Source organism: Reichenbachiella versicolor (assembly GCF_003171675.1).
Lineage (GTDB): Bacteria > Bacteroidota > Bacteroidia > Cytophagales > Cyclobacteriaceae > Reichenbachiella > Reichenbachiella versicolor.
In genome coordinates this window covers 12,763-29,687 of record NZ_QFZQ01000003.1, presented here as the reverse complement: position 1 = coordinate 29,687, position 16,925 = coordinate 12,763, and the positions used below count along the sequence as shown (strand labels likewise).

General features: G+C 36.2%; 10 protein-coding genes. 2 read left to right on the top strand and 8 right to left on the bottom strand.

What is annotated here, in order from left to right; genetic code table 11:
• Positions 1–65: 65 nt before the first annotated feature.
• From hslU to lon, 3 genes are read right to left on the bottom strand one after another with little or no spacing between them, the layout of a single operon-like run.
• The gene (gene hslU, locus DKG80_RS08330) at positions 66–1,454 is read right to left on the bottom strand and encodes an ATP-dependent protease ATPase subunit HslU (protein WP_109830879.1); all 1,389 of its coding nucleotides are present in this window, start codon (positions 1,452–1,454) and stop codon (positions 66–68) included.
• Positions 1,455–2,468, bottom strand: coding sequence for a type IX secretion system protein PorQ (gene porQ / locus DKG80_RS08325; RefSeq protein WP_109830878.1), 1,014 nt, complete (start codon positions 2,466–2,468; stop codon positions 1,455–1,457).
• A gap of 18 nt (positions 2,469–2,486) precedes the next feature.
• A complete protein-coding gene (lon, locus tag DKG80_RS08320; protein ID WP_109830877.1) occupies positions 2,487–4,952 on the bottom strand; it encodes an endopeptidase La in 2,466 nt (821 codons plus the stop codon).
• A 199-nt stretch (positions 4,953–5,151) separates the two neighbouring features.
• On the opposite strand from lon, the gene DKG80_RS08315 reads away from it, so the two are divergent.
• A complete protein-coding gene (locus tag DKG80_RS08315) occupies positions 5,152–7,191 on the top strand; it encodes an OmpA family protein (RefSeq protein ID WP_245906977.1) in 2,040 nt (679 codons plus the stop codon).
• Here the strand turns inward: DKG80_RS08315 and DKG80_RS08310 are convergent.
• Together DKG80_RS08310 and DKG80_RS08305 are read right to left on the bottom strand one after the other, a co-directional pair.
• Positions 7,188–8,639 (bottom strand): PAS domain-containing sensor histidine kinase, encoded by a 1,452-nt coding sequence (locus DKG80_RS08310; RefSeq protein ID WP_109830876.1) that lies wholly within the window; start codon positions 8,637–8,639, stop codon positions 7,188–7,190. The genes DKG80_RS08315 and DKG80_RS08310 overlap by 4 nt on opposite strands.
• Positions 8,640–8,672: 33 nt before the next feature.
• A complete protein-coding gene (locus DKG80_RS08305; RefSeq protein ID WP_109830875.1) occupies positions 8,673–9,272 on the bottom strand; it encodes a ribonuclease HII in 600 nt (199 codons plus the stop codon).
• Between the two features lie 119 nt (positions 9,273–9,391).
• Between DKG80_RS08305 and DKG80_RS08300 the strand changes: the two genes are divergently transcribed.
• On the top strand, positions 9,392–10,579 hold the full coding sequence (locus tag DKG80_RS08300) for a phosphoglycerate kinase (protein WP_109830874.1): 1,188 nt from the start codon (positions 9,392–9,394) through the stop codon (positions 10,577–10,579).
• A 360-nt stretch (positions 10,580–10,939) separates the two neighbouring features.
• Here DKG80_RS08300 and DKG80_RS08295 read toward each other — a convergent pair whose 3' ends face one another.
• The 3 genes from DKG80_RS08295 to DKG80_RS08285 are packed head-to-tail and all read right to left on the bottom strand — an operon-like array spanning position 10,940 to position 16,378.
• Positions 10,940–11,758 carry a hypothetical protein gene (locus DKG80_RS08295; protein WP_162555765.1) on the bottom strand — a complete coding sequence of 273 codons (819 nt, stop codon included), beginning with the start codon at positions 11,756–11,758 and terminating at the stop codon, positions 10,940–10,942.
• A gap of 10 nt (positions 11,759–11,768) precedes the next feature.
• A complete protein-coding gene (locus DKG80_RS08290; RefSeq protein ID WP_109830872.1) occupies positions 11,769–13,202 on the bottom strand; it encodes a SusD/RagB family nutrient-binding outer membrane lipoprotein in 1,434 nt (477 codons plus the stop codon).
• Between the two features lie 23 nt (positions 13,203–13,225).
• Entirely contained in the window at positions 13,226–16,378 is a 3,153-nt protein-coding gene (locus DKG80_RS08285; protein WP_109830871.1) for a SusC/RagA family TonB-linked outer membrane protein, read from the bottom strand.
• Positions 16,379–16,925 lie beyond the last annotated feature (547 nt).

Sequence of the window (16,925 nt, the reverse complement as noted above, 5' to 3'; positions counted from 1 at the left end):
TTTATCTGTAAAAAACCTTATCAATTCAACAAAAAATTCTAAACAAACAAGTAAAAGCAACTTGACTAAAGAATAAACTGACTTAAATCTTTGTTTTCGATCATACCTGCTAATCTCTCCTCAACTTTAACCTTGTCGATTACAATTTTAGCATTCGCTCCAATCACATCAGGAATATCAAATAATATATCATTTAATAATCTACTCATAACTGTATGTAACCTACGAGCTCCGATGTTTTCAACCTCCTCGTTTATTTGAAACGCAATATTTGCAATTTCTTTTATTGCTTCTTCATCAAAAGAAATATCTACATCTTCAGCCCCAATTAATGCAGTATATTGCTTTGTCAGCGAATTTTTCGGTTCCATTAAAATCCTAACAAAATCTTCTTTGGTAAGACTTTCCAACTCAACTCTTATAGGGAAACGACCTTGCAACTCTGGTATTAGATCAGAAGGCTTTGCAAAATGAAAAGCTCCTGCAGCAATAAATAGGATATGGTCAGTATCTATAACACCATATTTGGTATTTACTGCGCTACCTTCCACTATAGGAAGTAAATCTCTTTGCACTCCTTCTCTACTAACGTCTGGACCTCCTTTTTTTGAAGCTCCAACTGCTATTTTATCTACTTCATCTATAAAAATAATACCGCTATTCTCAGCTTTTTCGATGGCTTCCTCTTTCACTTCATCCATATCTATTAGCTTGGAAGACTCCTCCTCAAAAAGCATTTTTTTCGCATCAGCAATGGTTACTTTTCTTTTCTTCTGCTTTTTAGGCATCATATTACCTATCATCTCCTGAAGATTCATCATAGAAGCTTCATCTATCTGACCTCCACCAATCATCCCTACACCAGGTGAAGCATTATTTTGAACGCTAATTTCTATTTTACGCTCATCGAGCTCCCCACTCCTGATCTTTTCTCTAAACTGTTCTCTAGTTCTTTGATTTAATTCAGAATCATCGGTTGGAGTTTCTTCCTCCATTGTATTTCCAACTTTGAATCCTGCAGACTTCACTGGTGGAATTAATGCGTCAAGAATAATATTCTCTACCGCTTCCTCTGCTTTTCCCTTAACCTCTTCTTTTTTGAGGTGTTTAACTAGGCTCACCGACTGCTCTACCAAATCACGAACCATACTCTCTACATCTCGTCCTACATACCCTACTTCAGTAAATTTTGATGCTTCTACTTTAACAAAAGGTGCATCCGCAATTTTCGCTAGTCGACGAGCGATCTCCGTCTTACCTACTCCAGTAGCTCCTATCATCAAGATGTTATTAGGAACAATCTCACCTTGAATCTCAGTCTTGACGTTCATTCTACGCCATCTATTTCTTAAGGCAATTGCTACATTTCGCTTAGCCTCATTTTGACCAATGATGTATTTATCCAGTTCCCCTACAATCTCTTTCGGTGTTAAATATTGATCTACAGATAACATTTATAATATTGATTTCTTCTTAAATACTTTATTCAAATTACTAGTGATGGTAAAGTAACTCCTACCTCCATCAACATGATAGCTGGCTAATGTATATGAAATTTCAAAAGCCTTAATTTTTGCCATCACTCCAAGTGTAAGTCCTGTCATTCCCGCTTTTTCTTCAAGAGATAATTCCTTTCTGAGTAAATGATTATAACCTGTTCTTACTTGAAAATTTTGACTAAACACTATTTCAACTCCAAGATTCACATGTCTAAACCCTTTATCAAACCAAGTTGGAGTTCCTTCACTTGAATCATCATATGTGGAGTTAGGCTTATTGAGATTATATACTGTTCCAGTCAATCTAAAAGGCATATGTTCTGGCTTATAAGTAAAGCCTATCTGCACATCAATTGGCACTTCTGCATTCGATGTACTAGTATAGTCAGACAACGTAAAACCAATATTTTTAATCAATAAACCTGCCATAAACTCTCGACTAGGATGAATAAACGTACCCCCTAAGTCAAAAGCTAAAGCTGAGGAATTGAAATTTTCTATACTTGAATTAATATATTTCAAACTCAATCCCATTCTAAAAACACTAATCTGATGGCTCTTACTTATTACAACAGCTGTCTCTCCACCTTTAAATGTTCCAGTCGAATTCCCCACTTCATCGAACCCTTCAAACTGTCCATATCCAAGTCTTTGTATCCCAAACCCTATTGGGCCAATACCTTTATGATTAAAAGAATACGCCAGAGTGTTGTACTTGACATCCGCATAGAATCCAAAATAGCTCCAGGAAATATGATTATGATTCATTGAGTCAAGCATAGCAGGGTTGGACATAAACAAATTGACATCACTTTCTGTCGAAGTAATCCCTACTCCTCCTAGACCTGCAACCCTAGCACCAATAGGTAAGTTGAGAAACTCGAATGACTGCTTACCTCCAAGTTGAGCAAACAAAAAGCTCGTATTACCTACTAATAGAGTCAAGAATACGAGCTTAAAAATTTTCATCAGAATACTAAATGAGTTTTAGTTATTGGAAAGTACAAACTTCATTGGAGATTGAACCTTCTGAGGCAAAAGAGCAATATCAAGTACTTCATCAACTATTTCTACGAAGTGAAAAGTCAGCCCCTTAATATAGCGTTCATTCAACTCATCTATATCTTTTTTATTCTTATGGCAAAGGATTATTTCTTTAATTCCAGCGCGTTTTGCCGCCAAAATTTTTTCCTTAATTCCTCCTACAGGAAGAACCTTACCTCTTAGCGTAATTTCACCTGTCATAGCCAACTTATCCTTTACCTTACGCTGTGTAAATATTGATGCCAATGATGTTAGCATAGTTATTCCAGCTGAAGGCCCATCCTTAGGTACTGCTCCAGCTGGCACATGAACGTGAAGGTCATAGTTCTCAAATGTTTGATAATTTATATCAAGTTGATCAGCATTTGACTTCAGATATGATAAAGCCGTCACAGCAGATTCTTTCATTACATCTCCTAATTGACCTGACAAAGTCAATTTACCTTTACCACGACTAAGACTTGACTCTATAAATAGAATTTCTCCTCCAACTGAAGTCCAAGCTAGACCAGTAACTACTCCTGCTAGTTTGTTATTTTGGTAAAACTCCTTATCAAATACTTCTGCACCTAAAATCCTTCTTACCTCTTCTGGAGTAACTTTTTCTACATACTCTTCTTCCATTGCGATAGATTTTGCAGCATCTCTTACAATAGAACCTATCTTACGTTCAAGACCTCTCACTCCTGATTCTCGAGTATAATCATCAACAACCTTCGTTATAGCTTTTTGATCTATACTTAGTTGTTCCTTTGTCAAACCATGTTCTTTAAGTTGCTTCGGAAACAAGTGTTTTTTAGCAATTTGAACTTTTTCTTCCAACGTATAACCACTTACATCAATGATCTCCATTCTATCTCTTAATGCTGGTTGAATAGTATCTAGTGAATTAGCTGTAGCTATAAAAAGTACCTTTGACAGATCATATTCTACCTCAAGAAAATTATCTTTAAAAGCACCATTCTGCTCAGGATCTAACACTTCCAACAGCGCCGAAGAAGGATCACCCCTAAAATCTGAGGAAACTTTATCTATTTCATCCAATACAAAGACTGGGTTAGATGATTTCGCCTTATTTATATTCTGAATTATTTTCCCAGGCATTGCACCTATATAAGTTTTACGATGCCCTCTAATTTCTGCTTCATCATGAACACCACCTAAAGCCATTCTTACATACTCTCTATTGAGTGCTTTGGCTATAGACTTACCAAGAGAGGTTTTACCAACACCTGGAGGTCCAAACAAACATAAAATCGGCCCTTTTAGATCATTTTTGAGCTTTCTGACCGCTAGGTATTCGATAATTCTATCCTTGACCTTTTCTAAGCCAAAATGGTCTTGATCCAGAATTTTCTTTGCTCGTTTTAAATCAAAGTTATCATCAGTCATGTCACCCCAAGGCAGCTCGATCAAAAGCTCTAAATAATTCATAGCTACAGGATACTCTGCTGCCATTGGATTCATTCTTCCAAGCTTATCAATCTCTTTTTTGAAGTGAATTGCTATATCTTCTGGCCAGTTTTTGTTTTGACCTTTTAGCTTCAACTCTTCAATTTCTTGTTCACTCCCTCCCTGACCGAGCTCATCTTGTAATACTTTCATTTGCTGACGCAAATAATAGTCACGTTGTTGAGCATCAATATCAGTATTTACTTTATTCTGAATTTCATGCTTCAACTCAAGAACTTGAATATCTTTTAGCATATAACGAAGTAGCAACTCGGCTCTTTTAATGCCTTCGTTAGTTTCTAATAGATTCTGTTTATCCTTAATATCCGTATTAATATTGGAACACAAAAAATGAGTTAAAAAACTGAAACTATCGATATTCTCCAATGCCACCTGTGCTTCTTTAGGAATATCTGGATTTAGCTTCAAAATCTTCTTGGCTGAATCTTTCAAAGATTCAATTAAAGCTTGAATTTCTTTCTCACCTGACTCATCAAAATCCTCAGGTAATACATGAACCTTAGCGGTCATATAAGGATTCTCTTGTACTATTTGATCAATCTCCATTCTAGTTTTACCTTGAATGATGATCGTAGTATTCCCATCAGGAAGCACCAACATTTTTAATATCTTGGCTATTGTCCCTACTTTGTAAATTTCAGTTTCTTTTGGATTTTCATCCTCTGGATTCTTTTGAGCTACAACGCCAATGATTTTGTTAGATCTATAAGCCTTTTTTACTAGGCGAATTGACTTTTGTCTTCCGACTGTAATTGGAATTACTACGCCTGGAAACAATACAGCATTTTTTAATGGTAGTATTGGTAGGTTTTCAGGTAGGTCTTCCTCTTTTAAATCTTCATCATCTCCTGTCAGATCTATTGGAATCAAATCCTCAGTTTCATCATCTGATAGAGCATTTTGAAGTTGGAGGGTATCTAAATTACTAAATGTCATATTTTAATATTTCTTCTGCCACAATGACATGAAATCCACTTCACACATCAATAACTTTAAAGTTACCCATAAGTTGCAATCGGTGTGCCAAAGTTAAGTGTATTTAATCTCTGCAAAGATTCGTTATAAAGTTGGTCTGCATTAGTTTTGAAACATTAGGATATTCAGTCAACAGAATCCACGCTACAGAATCGACTTAATGATTAAGCATTTTAGAACATTTTTCCGTAACTCTGGCTTGAAGTTCATTGGTACAATACTAATTGTAATGATGTTATTCCCTGTCAAATCCTTAAGTCAAAGAAAGGAAAAGAGTCAAGGTAATCAAATAGTTACAAAAGGAGATTCTACAGTTGGCGAATGGCACATAAATCTGTACAACTTTCCCAACATCAATGAAAATCCTGAATACTACAATAAATCCAAGCTCACCCAGATAAAAAAACTAGAAGCAAAAAAAGAGTGGCATGAACTTTATTTGGAACTACAAGACTACGTTCAGCAATTCGGAGTCAGAAACTTCTATGTAGATACGTACTGGATTTGGAGGCTTGCCAAATTGACAGAAATTTATGGCACAGAAGATGAAGCGATTGCTCTTTACAAACTTGTTTTGAGACACCATCATGAACAAGTAGATGTAAAAGAAATTGAACTATATACTGATATTTTAAATGATCAGGAAATTGAAAACTTTGTTCCGCTTGATTATTACTACCAACTTGTCGAGCATAGAAAGGCCATTGATACTATCCGTCCACCTCGCGGAGTCTTGCTTAATATGGGGCGAAAAATCAATTCAAGATATGCCGACTACGGCCCCTCAATTGGTTTTCATGACGAAGTTTTACTATTTACCTCTAAGAAAAATGAGTTAAGAAAAGGACTTAAGCATGTTCAAAACGAGGACATTTTCATAAGTAGGAAAGAATCAGGCGGCTTTTGGAAGCTAAGCGAGGAATTGAAGGATATTAATTCACATTACAATGAAGGTTCGGCATGCCTTAGTAAAGATGGTAAAACATTAATTTTCTCAAGATGCGAGTCCCCAAAATCTATAGGAGGCTGCGATCTATTTATAGCCAAAATGGATGAAGATAGTGTATGGTCGAGCATTCAAAATATGGGCGTAAATGTTAATAGTGTTGGCTGGGATAGTCACCCGTCATTAACACATTCTGAAGACACTTTATATTTTGCATCAGATCGAATCGGTGGCTTTGGGTTATCTGATATTTATTTCACATACAAAGATGAAAATGGAGCTTGGACAGCTGCCCAAAACGTAGGCCCAATCATTAATACTAGAAACAATGAAGTAAGCCCGTTTTATCATCCTGAGTATGAGGTTTTATTCTTTAGTTCCAACGGTCAACTGTATAAGTTTGGAGAGTTTGATATTTACAAATCATATCACAGGGATGGTAAATGGAGCGAACCTTATAATATAGGCCCTCTAGTAAATGGAAAAGGTAGTGAATTCTATTTTACCATGGACTCAAAATCGCAAAACCTATATTACGCTCGATCTGCTACTCGTGACTTAGACAAGCTAGACATCTACTCTTTCCCTCTTCCTATGGAAGCTCAACCTATGGCTCTTACACCGGTAACAGGATCTTTAAGCGACTCGGAAACTGGTGAGCCATTTACCTCTGGTATAGTATCTATAGTAGATCTAGATGATGGAATAGAAATTGCGCCTAGATATTTAAACCCAGATGGAACATTCGAATTTGACCTGATCAACGACAAAGATTATCTACTGATAATACAAGGAGATGAGTTCTTTAGAATTGAAGAGACTTTTCATCTAAATGGCCCTATTAACTTCGCAGAGGTAGCAGAACACATATCGAGTAAGATGAAATTTGCGTCAATTGAATTTGATCCAGGTAAGGCTCATTTGAAAAGTGAGATGTATGGTGATTTAAATAAAATCGTAAATTTCATGTACGACAATCCTGACTTTTATCTCGTTGTTTCAGGACATACGGATCAAGACGGTTCCGCAGACTTGAATCTACAATTGTCGAAAGATAGAGCTGATGTGATCCGAGATTACATTGTAGAGTTTGGTGGTGTAGAAGGCTACAGGGTTGAATCAGAAGGATACGGAAGTGCTAAACCATTAGTCGATGAAGTGACCGAAGCAGATCAAAATCTTAACAGAAGAGTTGAGTTCGACATTTTCCGACCTGCTGTACAAACAATACCTAAAGAAGATACTGAATTTTAAATATTACATGGAATTTTAAAATAAAAAGTACTGCCTTCTCCTTCCTTGCTTTCTGCCCAAAATTGTCCATCATGAAGTCTCACAAATTCTTTGCAAAGGGATAAACCTAGTCCTGTACCCCTTTCATTCCCCGTCCCTTCAGTACTCCTTGCTTCATTATTAATAATAGATTCAAGCCTTTCATTAGACATCCCTTGTCCATTATCTTTAACTGCAAAAACAATTCCCTCGGAGTCTTTTTTTATGGACATCTCTACTTCCCCCCCTGGCAAAGTAAACTTTATTGCATTACTGAAGAGATTGCTTAAAATACTGCTCAAGGCTCTAAGATCACCGTTCACCATAAGGCCTTTTACCACATCTATTTGAGTGTCTATCTTTTTCGATTTGGCAACCTCTTTATAGGGAGCAATACTCTCTGCAATTAGAGCCTCTGCATCAAGTTCTTTTTTGTCAAGTTTAAATTTACCTTGTAGAGTGAGTGACCAGTTCAAAAGATTTTCCAATAATGTAAAAACTTTTTCAGATGATTCTCTTATATGCCTAATCATATTTAGAGACGTGTCCTGATCAAAAGATCCTCCGTTAGATTCTAAGAGTTTTGCCATTTCTCTTATGTTTCCTACAGGACCTTTCAGGTCATGCCCAATAATAGAGAATAATCTATCCTTTGTATCAGATGCTTCCTTAGCTTCAAGCTCTGAGATTTTAATAGCAGTTATGTCCTTAGTAAAGCAGGCTACGCCAATAATTTGATCTTCAACTTTTATAGGGTTAAATAACACCTCAACATACTGAGGTATATTTTCAATTTCGAAATGATCAATTTCTTGGAAATTTTCTCCTTTGAGTGCTCTATCATACCTTGACTTCCACAAAGTACGTAGAGGTTCTGGTATTAAATCGATTATACAATCGCCAACAGTCAAGTCAACACCGAAAGCAATTTTAAAATTTTGATACAAAATAGAATTCATAGTCAACAAGCAGTAATCAGCATCAACCGACCAAATTGAATCTTTTGTATTTTCAAATTGAGCTACCAACTGAGCTTCGCTTTTATGCCAACTCATTTGTGCTTGTACCCGCTTTGTCACATCTCTGGATGTACAAACTCCTCCAATTACTTCTCCATCTTCCTCAATAGGAACTATCGTGACTTCTACATAAGACGGAACCCCTTCGATTTGAAAATATTCTTGAAAAGTTTGTAATTCCCCATTAATTACACTGGTATAACGTTCATACCATACTGAATAAATGGGCTCAGGTACATTTTGTAACACACTCACTCCTGGCTCCAGTTTTATGCCAAATGCCGTTTTATAATCATTGGCCATTAGATTATTAGTGACTGTACAAATCAAATTTCTATCAAATGACCAAAGTCTATCTTTCGAATGATTAATCTGATCGATAAGAGCTTTTAGACTTGAGGTTGCTGCCATATTAACTAGAATTTAATCTAATTTCATTTGTTCTCAAAACATTTCTAACTGTTCAGGTAATAACCTAAAACTCAATCTGTGGTATGGAGTCACTCCCAATTCCTTAATTGCCTTACGATGCGCCTTGGTAGGATATCCAGCATTAGTTGCCCAACCATAGCCTTCATACTCCTTATCTAGACCTTTCATGATCTCATCTCTGTAAGTCTTTGCAAGAATAGAAGCAGCAGCAATTGCATAATATTTACCATCCCCTTTGATGATTGTCTCGTGTGGAATATCTCTATACTGATTAAACCTATTCCCATCTATTAATAGTAGCTCTGGAATTTGTTCCAACTGAGCAATTGCTCTATGCATGGCTAAAAAGGATGCGTTTAATATATTAATTTCATCGATTTCTTCATTTGAAACAATGCCAACCCCATAAGTAATTGATTCATTTTCTACTTCTTTCCTCAACTCTTCTCTCTGTTTTGCATTCAATTTTTTAGAATCATTAAGAATATCATGAGTATAATCAGGTGGTAAAATAACGGCAGCCGCCACTACTGGACCTGCCAAACAACCTCTTCCAGCCTCATCACATCCTGCTTCTATTTTACCTTCTTTGAAATATGATAATAGTCCCACTTTCCAGATTTGATTAAACGCTAAAAATAAAGCTATTTTGCAACCTTCTAATGCACCAAGCAGAGAAGAATGTCAAACCACGATTAATTAACGAATTAACATACTAAAACACACATACTATGAAGACTTTAGATCAATACAATTTTGGCGGAAAGAAAGCCTTGATCAGAGTTGACTTCAACGTGCCGTTGAACGATAAATTCGAAATCACTGATTTCACCCGAATAAAAGCTGCAACTCCTACAATTAAAAAGATTTTATCTGATGGTGGATCTGCTATATTGATGAGTCACCTTGGGAGGCCTAAAACTGGACCTGAAGAAAAATTCTCGTTAAAGCATCTTGTGAGTGAGCTTTCTGAAAGGTTTGGTACAGATGTAAAATTTGCAGAAAACTGTATCGGAGAAGATGCTAAGTCTTTGGCTGCTAACCTACAACCAGGAGAGGTTCTATTGTTGAACAACCTTAGGTTTTACAAAGAAGAAACTAAAGGTGATGAAGAATTTGCTAAAAAGTTATCTGAGTATGGGGATGTATATGTCAACGATGCTTTTGGTACTGCTCATAGAGCACATGCTTCTACAACTATAGTTGCCAAATTCTTTGAAGATAAAGTATGTGGATATGTGATGCAAGCCGAGCTTGATAATGCTGAGAAAGTATTGAACAGCCCTCAAAGACCATTCACAGCTATAATGGGCGGAGCTAAAGTTTCGGATAAAATTTTAATCATCGAAAAATTACTTGATAAAGTAGATAACTTGATCATAGGTGGTGGCATGTCATATACTTTCTCAAAGGCAAAAGGCGGCAATATTGGAAACTCTCTTTGTGAAGATGATAAAATGGAGTTAACAAAGGAACTTGAAGCTAAAGCTGCTGAAAAAGGAGTCAAACTATACCTACCTGAAGATAATATTATAGCTGATGACTTTAGTAATGATGCAAATACGCAAGAAGTAGACAGAGGTCAAATTCCTGATGGCTGGGAAGGTTTAGATATAGGCCCTAAGACCAGAAAGGTTTTCTCTGAAGTTGTAGAAAATTCAAAAACTGTTCTTTGGAATGGTCCTATGGGTGTTTTCGAATTCCCAACATTCGCTAAAGGAACTGACGCTATTGCTGAATCCGTTGTAAAAGCTACTGAGAATGACGGTTTCTCTTTAATTGGTGGCGGTGATTCTGCATCTGCTATTAACAACTTAGGATACGGTGACAAAGTTTCTTATGTATCTACAGGAGGTGGTGCTTTGCTAGAATATATGGAAGGTAAAACTCTTCCCGGAGTGGCTGCTCTTCAAGAATGAAACGCAAAATAGAAAGGCTAAAAAAAGTAAGTAGACTGTCTCAAAAGGGCAGTCTCTTTAATATTTAATGTTATTAAAATATCTCAGTGACTCTAATAATTGTACTGAATTAGAGTAATACAATTATTTATACTCCATGCTTTTGAGATAGCCACCCTCTTATCTAAAAATATGTTATACACGAAACTCCCTTAAAAGCTAATCAGCCTCTAAAGATTACTAATTAGTAATTTAATGTTTACATAAAGTTTCTTGACCTCATTTGATAATTATTTCTAAATAAGATTAACCAAATCTTAAACTCTAATAAAAAAGGCTTGATCAATGACCAAGCCTTTTAAAATTTCTAATTTATCTTAATTACTTTGGAGTCATTGTAATAGTCCAGTTATCACCCCAGCTAACAGCACCTCCACTAATTGTAATTATTCCTGTATCTGGATCAAAAGAACCCGTACCAGATATAGGAGAACCAAAAGGCCCTGTAGTATTTATAATACTAACATCATTGCATACATCCTGTAAAGTACCTGGATAATCTCCACTAAGTCCGTAGATATCGTACCATAGAGTAAACAACCCTGCAGAGAAATCAGATATTTCATATACACCATTCACTCCAGTATCAGTTAAAGTAACCTCGTAAGCATAATCAGTCACTGGATTTTCCGTAGGACCATCGTCCGTTGACATCCCAGATGCTACAGTTGTATATGTTCCAGCTATACTAGATTTACAAGCAACCGAAGCATTCAATACACCTGCATTAGATCTAGAAACTATTCCTGACTTGGAAACCGTTAACACTTGAAATGTAAAAACATCTCCGACTTCTAAATCAGAAACAGCAATACCTTCTATATCCGAAACTGCATTTGCAGCTGTTACGGTCACAGTAGCTGGAAAATCTTCAAAAGTTCCTATCTCTGTTGTAACTCCTTTAAAAGTCTTCTCTACTATTATCGATGCAGTATTGCCTAAAGTATCCTCTGCTACTACAAATTCAACAAAAGCATTATCAAAGTCAAAAGAATCGAAAAACGAAGAGTTGATCGCCGAAATAGTTGGAAAGGAAATATCACCAGCTCCTTTTCTATCCTGCATTAGTTCGTCGTGTGTTTCATAACATCCTGTTAGAAACAACGAAATCAAAAATATAGATCCTAATATATGTTTCATGATAATATCTTTATTCAGCCCACCATACTGGGACATTTGTACTAACTAATTTCAACTTAGGATTTGAAGCCAACTCGTCCTGCGCGTATGGAAATCTTGCCGGAGCTGGATCAGGGTTATTTAAAGTTGGAAAACCTGTTCTTCTATAATCATTGAATGCTTCAAGCGGTTGAAAAAGCCAAAAGGAAATATACTTCTGGGTGATTATAGTTTCAAGCGTCAAATTAGCTTCTCCTACGTCTACAAGAGAAGATCCTAAATAGACCGTAATAGCACTCGCGTCTACGCCAGCTCTTTCTAAAGCCGCTTCTACCGCCTCTAAATATGCTGAATAGGCATCAGATGCATTACTTAATCTAAGATACGCTTCAGCCTCAATGAATTTCAACTCATCGTAAGTAATTAAAGGTAATTCTGATGTAGCCGCCAAGTAAAAATCATCCGTTGTACTTGGATCACTTTCTGTTGCTGCTCTTGAATAAATATCTCCACTCTGATCAGTTTGTGCTGACCCATTTGGTGCTGGTACTACTGAACCTTCTACAGTTCCAAACCACAATGTATCCCTTGGGTCTCCAAGATTTGTTATCATATCGAAAAGCGTCTCACTTATTGCATGATGACTCCTATCATTCAACTCTTGAAACCATGGATTTTCACCAGTAGCATCTGTCGTAAAACTTGAAAATACTAAGTTATCATCACCATCTTCAAAAGCTTCTTCAATTGCTGCTAAAGCACTATTTGCAGAACCTATAGGATCTTTTTTACTAAGTCTATTATAATATCTCGCTTTCAAAGCGTATGCTGCTTTAATCCACTTTGTAGAATCCCCAGTGTAATAAAAGTCATTTGCATTGTGATAAACCACACTTGTTTTTTCAAGATCAGCTATAGCCTCGTCAAGCAAGGATTGCAAACCAGTATAAACACTTTCCTGACTCTCAATTGCTGGTTGCTTATTTGAAATTGCAAAAGTCGCCTCACTAAACGGTATGTCACCCCAAGCATCTGTAGCTACCCCAAAGGCATAAGCTTGAATTACTTTAGCAATACCTACAGAATTCCATGCACCTTCTTCTGCACCTTCTTCAGACCCTCTTTCAATCAAAACAGATAAATCTTGCAATAAATCCGCATATATAGTATTCCATGTATTGTTAACCATTGAACTATTGATACCCGCACGCTTATCTGCATCCTCTAATTGTCCATGTACACCTGTAGTATGCTCTACAAAAACAGAAGAGTACCAAGCTAATTCTGTACCACTGACTCCAAATGCCAAATCTACTCCCACCTGAGGCATCAACAATGCAATCGGCACTTCACTTGGATCATTTGGATTTTCTCCAATTTCATCAAGTTTTTCGTCTGTACATGAGAATAGACTTGCTATCATCATGATAAGACCTAAAACATAAATATTATTTTCTCTTTTCATGTTTAATATCTTTAGCTGTCTAATTAAAATGTAATAGAAAGTCTTCCTCCATAACTAGCTACCTGAGGATGAGCTACATACTCTAAACCCTGTCCGTTCGTAGCACCTGTTGTACTTGACTCTGGGTCAAAATTTGGATATTTAGACCACAAAGCTAAATTTCTTCCAACAAAGGAGACCGTAGCACTGTTAATAAAAATGTTATCCAACCACTTTCTAGGAATTGTATAGCCAATAGATAACTCTCTAAATCTCACATATGTTGTTTCAAAAACATGTGCTTCATCAATACTACCAAGTATAGTATTCCAGTAGTATTCTCCACGAACAATGGCTATATCATTCTCTCCTGTTACGACAGCTTGATTATTATCATCTATATTTCCTTTAACAGCATCTAAAACCACTGGGGTTTCTCTACTCTTCTCTGTAACTTCCAAAATACCATATAGCGCTCCTAATCTATTGTTTCCTGAGTACATTTGACCTCCTTGTCTCCAATCAACTAAAGCTGTAAGTGTAATTCCTTTGTAAGTAACACTTGAGTTAAAACCAATATTAAAATCTGGCTGTACATCACCTATCTTTTTAGCTTCAGGATCTGCTATAGGCATTCCATGTCTAGGACTTCCAGGGTCGTCATAAACAACGATTCTACCCTGATCATCTCTCAAATACCCAACTCCATAAATAGAAGGATAAGTACCTCCTTTCAGCGCTCTAACACTAGGAGTCGTAAAACCTCCAAGCTGGATACTTTCAACACCATCAGCCAACTCTTCTACTTCATTATTGTACTTAGTAAAATTAATTCCTACAGACCATCTCCAGTCCTTATTCTGAATAGGAACCAGATTAAGAGTTAATTCATGTCCTGTACTCTTTAGAGTACCTGCATTTTTAAATTCAGACTCATACCCAGAAGATGGCGCAATAGGGACTTCAAAAATTTGATCTTCCACAGTTGAACTAAAGTATGTATAATCCACACCGACTCTACTATTCAAGAAATTCATTTCTAAACCAAATTCCCAAGTTTGTAAATTTTGTGGTTTCAAATCTGGAGACCTTAGAATATCAGATTGATTGAAAGCATTCTGCCCAGAGAAAGGGAATTGAATACCATCAGTTAAAAAACCTCCAACTGCTGAGTTTCCAGGAATAAAGACGTTTTGAGTTCCATAATTCGTATCAGGAAGTTGACCTACCTCAGCATAACCTACTCTTAACTTACCTGCACTAAGAATATTTTGTGGTATATCGAACAGTTCTGTGAACACTATACTTGTTCCAACAGAAGGATAGAAAAACGATCTATTCCCTTGTGCCAGAACGCTAGTTACATCATTTCTACCAGTAGCATTCAAATAAACAGTTCCTTTCCAGTTTAAAATCAAATTACCGTAGTATCCCATTACAAGTCTTTTCTGAACTTCTTCCAATACTATCTGGCTTTGCGTGTTTGACATATTGTGAAAACCTCCGATTGAGAAACCAGTACCTTCTACATTCATTTCTCTAGAGTCTATTCGATAAACTTCATTACCAAGCATGAAATTCACATTAAAATCTCCAAAAGACTTGTCAAATGTCAAATTCACGTTTGAATTAAGCTGACGTTGGGTAAAAATCATATCTGTCAATTTACCACCTGTTGGAGGGCTATTTCTACCGCCAGTCTCTCCTGAACCTAGCTCATAAACCTCTTTCTGACTATTAGTGAATTGATCCATTCCTATTTGATACCTTAACTTCAGCCAATCCTTGACATCGTACTTGAAGTGAATATTTCCTATGAAGCGATCATTGTCTTCCGTAAATTCATTGTTTGCCAAAGACCACCTTGGGTTATCCATTGCAGCACGGTAATGAATTTGTTCATAAGGCGATCCTTCTACATGATATGGAGTTCCCCATAAATTGTAACTTCTTGGAGCAAAATAAGTGGTAAATAGAGGATTACTTAAATTACTTCCACTTGCGATTTTATCGATATGCATATTTGTATACATCATGGAGCTTCCTACCGAAAACTTATCCGTTAACTGAAATTCTCCAGAAAACTTACCTGAGTACCTCTCCATTCCTGTCGTAGGGATGAATCCATCTTGGTTAGTAGCACCAAAACTCAAATTGAAACTACCTTTATCACTAGCTCCTGATAGAGATATATCATTAGTAATAGTACTACCAGTCTTAAAAAAAGGATCTACGTTATCGTATACTTGAGCTGTGACGGTTTCGCCAACATTATTGACGTACTCTCCAAGCTCCGATATTTTAGGCCCCCAAGACATTGAAGTTCCTCCTGCATATGCACCACCATTTCCTTGAGCATATGTACTTTGAAGTTTAGGTAATCTAGTAACAACATCAGCAGTGTAAGAAGTAGAATAGGTAACCTGCATTCCTTTTTCTAATCCCTGTCCTTTTTTAGTTGTAATAATTATTACTCCATTCGCTGCTCTCAAACCATATAAAGCTGCTGCACTTGCTCCTTTCAAAACATCAACAGACTCTATATCGGCTGGATTTATATCTAGCATTCTACTTGATGCATCACTTCCAGATACTCTAGAATTAACATCTCTTTCAGTAAACTGAGGTTCTGATTCTATTGGCATACCATCAACGACAACCAAAGGAGCATTAGTTGAATTAAGAAAACTTGGCCCTCTTATAGTCATGTAAGAGGAAGAACCTGGCATTCCACTTGATTGTCTAATATCTAAACCAGCAACTTTACCCTGTAGTGCATTTGACAAGTTTGGTTGAGCAGCTTGAGTAACCACCTTATTTTCAACTTTTTGAGTTGAATATGACAGTGCTTTTCTTTCTTGCTCGATACCAAATGCAGTAACCACTACTTCTTGTAACTGCTTGGAATCTGTTTCCAATTTCACGTCTATTACAGAACGTGCTCCTATTTCTATTTCTTGAGTGGTCATACCCACAAAAGAAAAAATTAGTGTCGCCCCTTCGGGAGCACTAAATTTCCAATTCCCGTCCAAATCAGAGATTGTACCACCAGTAGAACCTTTTATGGTTATGGTAGCACCTGGAATCGGATCGTCATTTTCATCGACAATGCGACCTGACACGCTTCTATCCTGGGCTAAAAGCACAGAACTAAAGCATGAAAGGAGCAAAAACACTAGTAATTGAATTCTCTTCATATTATAGCTTTAAAGGATTAATAAATAGTTGTTTTTTCCTACTTCAAAATCAATCAATTATGGATTTCATGAATGTTCTGCTTGCCAAATATCTAAATCACACATAAAAAAACTCTACCAACATTCATTTCAGTAGAGGTTTACATTTCAAAAGAAAACAAACAGATTAAAATCAATAATATTGATCAAACCTTATAGTAAGAAGTTGCCCAAAGGTACAATTGTGAAGAATGGTTAACAATGGTATTTTCTTAGTTAAAATATGTTAAAACGCAGACAACATAAAAGACACCCCATTGTTAATTGTACTATTCTAATATATATATACAAATACATAAATTTATTTTGAACATTTCTTAGAACCGTTCAAAGTCTACATTTTTATTATTTTTTTAAAATTTTATTTCTGATTTCCTAAAAAAGGAAATTTTAAAGTGCTGTTTTTATTAAATATGAAAAATTTCCTAGCTGAAAATTCAAATTATACACTATTATTAAAATGACCACATCACGAAACCTCATAAACAAAATGATTAATTCCACAAGA

What these genes read in the sequence shown, in the direction of transcription:
- hslU (WP_109830879.1), bottom strand. Translation starts at nt 1,454, where the DNA reads ATGTTATCTGTAGATCAATATTTAACACCGAAAGAGATTGTAGGGGAA.
- porQ (WP_109830878.1), bottom strand. Translation starts at nt 2,468, where the DNA reads ATGAAAATTTTTAAGCTCGTATTCTTGACTCTATTAGTAGGTAATACG.
- lon (WP_109830877.1), bottom strand. Translation starts at nt 4,952, where the DNA reads ATGACATTTAGTAATTTAGATACCCTCCAACTTCAAAATGCTCTATCA.
- DKG80_RS08315 (WP_245906977.1), top strand. Translation starts at nt 5,152, where the DNA reads ATGATTAAGCATTTTAGAACATTTTTCCGTAACTCTGGCTTGAAGTTC.
- DKG80_RS08310 (WP_109830876.1), bottom strand. Translation starts at nt 8,639, where the DNA reads ATGGCAGCAACCTCAAGTCTAAAAGCTCTTATCGATCAGATTAATCAT.
- DKG80_RS08300 (WP_109830874.1), top strand. Translation starts at nt 9,392, where the DNA reads ATGAAGACTTTAGATCAATACAATTTTGGCGGAAAGAAAGCCTTGATC.
- DKG80_RS08295 (WP_162555765.1), bottom strand. Translation starts at nt 11,758, where the DNA reads ATGAAACATATATTAGGATCTATATTTTTGATTTCGTTGTTTCTAACA.
- DKG80_RS08290 (WP_109830872.1), bottom strand. Translation starts at nt 13,202, where the DNA reads ATGAAAAGAGAAAATAATATTTATGTTTTAGGTCTTATCATGATGATA.
- DKG80_RS08285 (WP_109830871.1), bottom strand. Translation starts at nt 16,378, where the DNA reads ATGAAGAGAATTCAATTACTAGTGTTTTTGCTCCTTTCATGCTTTAGT.